This is a genomic window from Croceicoccus gelatinilyticus (assembly GCF_018398395.1).
GTDB lineage: Bacteria > Pseudomonadota > Alphaproteobacteria > Sphingomonadales > Sphingomonadaceae > Croceicoccus > Croceicoccus gelatinilyticus.
In genome coordinates this window covers 1-4,776 of sequence record NZ_JAHCBF010000028.1, presented here as the reverse complement: position 1 = coordinate 4,776, position 4,776 = coordinate 1, and the positions used below count along the sequence as shown (strand labels likewise).

At 62.0% G+C, this 4,776-nt stretch carries 2 protein-coding genes; both read right to left on the bottom strand.

Translation table 11 applies throughout. The features are described 5' to 3' along the window. Window positions 1-123: 123 nt before the first annotated feature. Complete coding sequence (locus KIH45_RS18865; protein ID WP_213177502.1) at window positions 124-3,057, bottom strand: Tn3 family transposase; 2,934 nt, start codon at window positions 3,055-3,057, stop codon at window positions 124-126. A gap of 157 nt (window positions 3,058-3,214) precedes the next feature. After that, the coding region (locus tag KIH45_RS18860; RefSeq protein ID WP_337925513.1) for a M1 family metallopeptidase at window positions 3,215-4,776 on the bottom strand (1,562 nt) is incomplete at its 5' end.

The following is a 4,776-nucleotide window of genomic DNA, read 5'->3' as shown; positions in this document are numbered from 1 at the left end:
GACACTGCAGCGGTTGATGGAAGGGCGCATGCACAAACATGGCAGGCGCGAATATGTGCAGGTACTGCGCCTGCTGGCCCCTGTGCATTATTCGGACACAGATTCACGGTAGCCGCGTAACGATCAGGAACGATTGGCCAGTTTGAGCGGCATTAGCCCATCGGCGTCGAGTTCGATTCCATCTGACCAGACATAGTCGCCGGTGAGATTGATCCGGTCCCAGCCCAACGGAGAAAGTTGCGAAATCAGAGTGGGATCGAGTTTTGTCCCGCGCTTTTCCAGTTCGGCTAAGGCGCGACCGAGATAGCGGCAGTTGAAAAGAATGATGGCGGCAGTGACAAGATTGAGGGCGGCGGCTCGCATTTGCTGGTTTTCCAGGCCACGATCGCGAAAGCGTCCGAGCCGGTGAAACGCTACCGCGCGCGCTAGGCTGTTGCGTGCTTCGCCCTTGTTGAGTTCACCGGTGACGAGCTGGCGAAGCGCCGGGTCCTGAAACCATCGCAGCGTGAACAGCGTGCGCTCGATGCGTCCGACCTCACGCAGTGCGGCGGCAAGACTATTCTGTTGCCGGTAGGCGGACAGCTTTTTCAGGATGAGCGACGGCGTGACGGTTCTATCGCGCATCGCTCCGATGACGCGCTGAATGTCGGGCCAGTGATTGACGATCAGATCGCGGTTGAGCCGGTGCCCGAATAGCGGCGCGAGGCGTCCATAGCGCTTGGATGTCTCAAAGGCGTATAGGCGACGATCGGACAGGCGCGGAATGCGGGGTTCGAAATCGAGCCCGAGCAAGTGCATGACCGCGAACACGATATCCGAAACGCCGCCGCCATCGACGTGCAGCGCGGACAAGTTGGCGCTGCTTTCGTGACCGAGGATGCCATCGAGTGCGTGGATCGCTTCGCCAGCAGTGCCGGCGATCACCGTTTGATGCAGCGGGGCATATCGGTCTGTAATTGTGGTGTAGATTTTGACGATCGGATCACGGCCGTAATGCGCGTTTACCAGTCCGCCCGCCTCGCCGGCCCCGCCAAGATAATAGGCTTGGCCATCGGCGGAGGCGCGCCAGCCCTCACCGAACCACGCCGCCATCGGTTCGGCGTGTATGGCGTCGGTCAAACAGCCAAGGGCGGCGCGGAACGTCTCTTCGCGCATGTGCCAGGTTTGCATACGCAGGAGCGCGCGACGCGACGCGACGCCGCAGACTTCAGCCATACGGGAGAGGCCAAGGTTCGTCGCTTCGGCGATTAGCGCGGCGAGGAAGGCGCGCTCGTCGCCGGGGGGAAGCCCGGTCGAGACATGCCCGAATTGGGCGGTGAAGCCGGTCCAGCGTTCGACCTGCGACAAGACATCTGTGATGCGGGTCGTCGGCACAAGTCCGTAGCAGTTCATAGCCAGCCGCCTGCCGTCGTCACGCTCGGCAAGATCGGTCTTCGGTTCTTTCGGAAAGCGCAGTCGGTCGCCAGTGAACAGCGCAGGATCCCCGCCGGGCAGACCTCGCGAAACACCGAGCAGCGCGGCGTCGAGTTCGACCGCTCGCGCGTCGAGCCACGCGTGGGGATCGGAAATCTGGCCGATTTGCGACGGGGCGGCATCCGCACTCGGAGCGAGCAGCGTATCGAGCGACCGGTGCAGCCGGGAGGTGGGCACCCAGATGTCGCCCGCCGCCAGCGCGCCGGCCAACGCGGAATAGGTCGCCAGTTCCCAATAGGTGCGATCTATCTTGCTGTCCGTTACGACGTATTGCTGCCAGCGCCGCTCGATATGACCGAGCGGCACGCCGTCGGGAAGCGGTGTTCGCCAATCACCATCTAATTCAACCAGGATCTTAATCGCCGCACGCAGCGGCACGGTACTTTTGCGACCCTCGAATACAAATGCCCTCAAGAAGCGCGGCCCTGCCCGCTTGAAAGTCCGATATTCCGGGGCAATCTCGCTGATTGCGTTGTCTCTCCCCGGCCTCGTCGTTCGGCGAATGAGCGCGGCATCTGCATCGATCGTGTCGAGCGGGGCCACCGCTGCGACCGCTGCGGCGATATCGCCGCCGGCGCGTGCGGCCTGACTGACCGCCTCAAGCACCGCAGCAACGCGGATCAGCCGATCACGACCTTGGTCGGCCGAAGCCACGATCGCTTGTTCGAGCCGTTTGCGGGCGCGTAAATGCGCCCGTCCTATCAAAGAGCCGAACATGCCGATCGCCGCGTCGGTCAGCGTGGGCTCGAACTCGCGCAGCGTCGCGACGAGGATGACACGTCGCCGCGCAGGCCCCATCTGCTGGAAAGCCTGCGCAGTGTAGCGTATGCCTTCGCGCGCAAATTGCTCCATTCGGGGATCGTATCGTCTGTCGATGACGACAGCGTTCGCGCCGGTGGCCCGAACGAGCACGACTTTGTCGAGAAGACCGATGAGCGAAGCGGACGCGACACGTGGCACGGGTTCGCGCAGCCAGGAAAACCGGCTTTGCCGATCATGTGTCTTTTCAGCGATGAGCGCGTCGAGGCGGCTGCGTATATCGCTATCGAGACGATCGTCGATATCGGCGATTATCCGACTTTCGGCGGCGTGCATCGCCTCAGCGGCCATGCGCTCGACGACGCTGATACCGGGTATAACGATCTTGCGGTTGCGCAACTCGTCGAGGAGCCTGCCTAACAGAACTCGTCCGTCGATCAGGCCGACAGCTTCCAGTTCCAACCACGCGCGAAGCGTTGTGCGCGTTGGGCTGGCAAGTTCGATGTAACCCAATCGCGCCTTGATCGTCAGAAGCTGATCGTACCGTGTGGGCGCTCGTCGAGCAAAATCGGCGATCACCTCGGCATCGACCCCAATCTGCTCGGCGATATGATCGAGCATGACGGCAGGGAGCAGTTCTCCGCGCCGAAGGTGGCGACCGGGATAGCGCAGGCAGCAAAGCTGTAGTGCATAGCCGAGCCGAGTCTCGGGTGTGCGGGCACTGTTAATGGCAGCAAGGTCATTCGGGTCCATGCTGTGATAGCGGACGACAATTGCCTCGTCGTCAGGCAACGCCAATAGCGCGTCGCGCTGAGGGCCGGTCATCGAAATCCGTGCGGGCATCGGTCATTCCTTCAAAAACCACTTGCCTTTCGGTACAGCTTTGCAAGAGGATTGTGAAAGGCGGAAGGTCGCGCATCAGCTGTGGATGTCAGAGCTAATTGGCATGGTTCTGTCAGCGGTAAATGTCATCACGGCCAAGCTATTGCGACTGCCCTTCCGAAAGGCCCTCGCCGAACACCCATTCGGCGAACAGCGGACGCAAGTCCCGGCCGCTCGCTTCCTCCATCGCCCGCTTTAGGTCTATGCTGGTGACCGTGCCGCCCGCATGGTCACGGGTGTAGCGGCGCAGGCCAGACCAGAACGCGGCATCGCCGAGCGTGACCCGGAGCTGCGCCATGAACAGCGCGCCCTTGCTGTATTGGATCGCGCGTCGGACGCCCAATGTCGGGTAGGTGCCGTTCCAAGCCAGCGGCTTGTCAAAACCCATCGCTCGCGCCTTTTCAAACCGGCTTCTGGCTTCATTGAGTTCGGCTTCATACGCGGCGCGACCGTAGCGATGCTGCTTCCATGCGGCCGTCATGAATGTCGTGATGCCCTCGTTCAGCCAGAAGTCCTTGAGGGTTTCGCATGTGATCAGGTTGCCCCACCATTGATGGGTAAGTTCGTGTACGATGGCCCAATCCTGCGACGGATCATCTGGCTGCCTCGGCAGCGCATCGCTGCCGAGGACGGAGTATGTCGCCGCCTCCTGCGCCTCATCGCCTTCGACCAGAAGCTGGCTGTAGTCGGCAACCGGAAGCGGCATGCCCGCCTTGGCGGAGAGAAAGGCGACCATATCCTTTGTCCCTGCCAAGCGTCGTTTCAGCTCGCCCGCGTCGGCAGTGTTGCTCAGATAGGTGAGCCTTTTTGATCCGACCCGTTCGCTGACCCGCGTGAGTCGACCCACCGCAAAGCCGTAAAGATAGGCCGAGTAGGGCCGAGGCGCTTTCCAGGTATGGATCTCGCTGCCGTCCGCTCCCGGTCGCCGCACGATCATGTTGCCGACTGACAGGCTGGTCATCCCGGCCGGAACACGCAGATCGAGCGAGAAGGCCGCTTTCTCGCCGAACTTGTTCTGGGAACACACCATCCAGTCGCAGGCAAAATAGCTGGTGTAGAGCGTCGTCGCCGAGCCGGCGAACCCACGTGCAGGGCGGCCATGATAGGACAACTCCAGCTTGACCGTGCGTCCACGCCGGAGCGGCCGGGGCAGATCGAAGCCGAGCACATCGCCTTCCACAGTATGAGCGAGCGCCACGCCATCGAGGGTTGCACTGTCGATGCCGAGAGTGTTGGCGGAGAAATTCAGCCGCCGGACGCCATCCACCGTCGCGCGTAGCGTGATCTTCTCACGTCCCGCGACGGTCCTGTTCTCGATGTCCGGGGTAAGCGCGAGCCTGTAGCTCGCTACCTCGAATCCATCCCCAGGCCTGTTGGCGGCGAACGCAGGGCTGCACAGCAACCCCAGAGCCGTCCCGGCTAACGGTGACGCCAACATTCTGCGGATCACTGATGCCCCTTTATACTCATAGCTTCTATCGATGGGGCCAACACCTAGGCGCGGTCGTGGTAGGATCACGCCGGCTTTGCCGCAGGCGCGGAAGATTGGCGTCCAAGCGTCCGATACACGGTTGGCCGCGATATCGGGTCGTGCGGCTGAGCGGAACAGGAAAGTGTCATAAGGCACTGTTTGGCTCGATACAGCGATAGATGGTGGCCGGG

Excerpts from the sequence above, each read along its gene's own strand:
- KIH45_RS18865 (WP_213177502.1), bottom strand. The coding sequence starts at position 3,057 with ATGACCGGCCCTCAGCGCGACGCGCTATTGGCGTTGCCTGACGACGAG.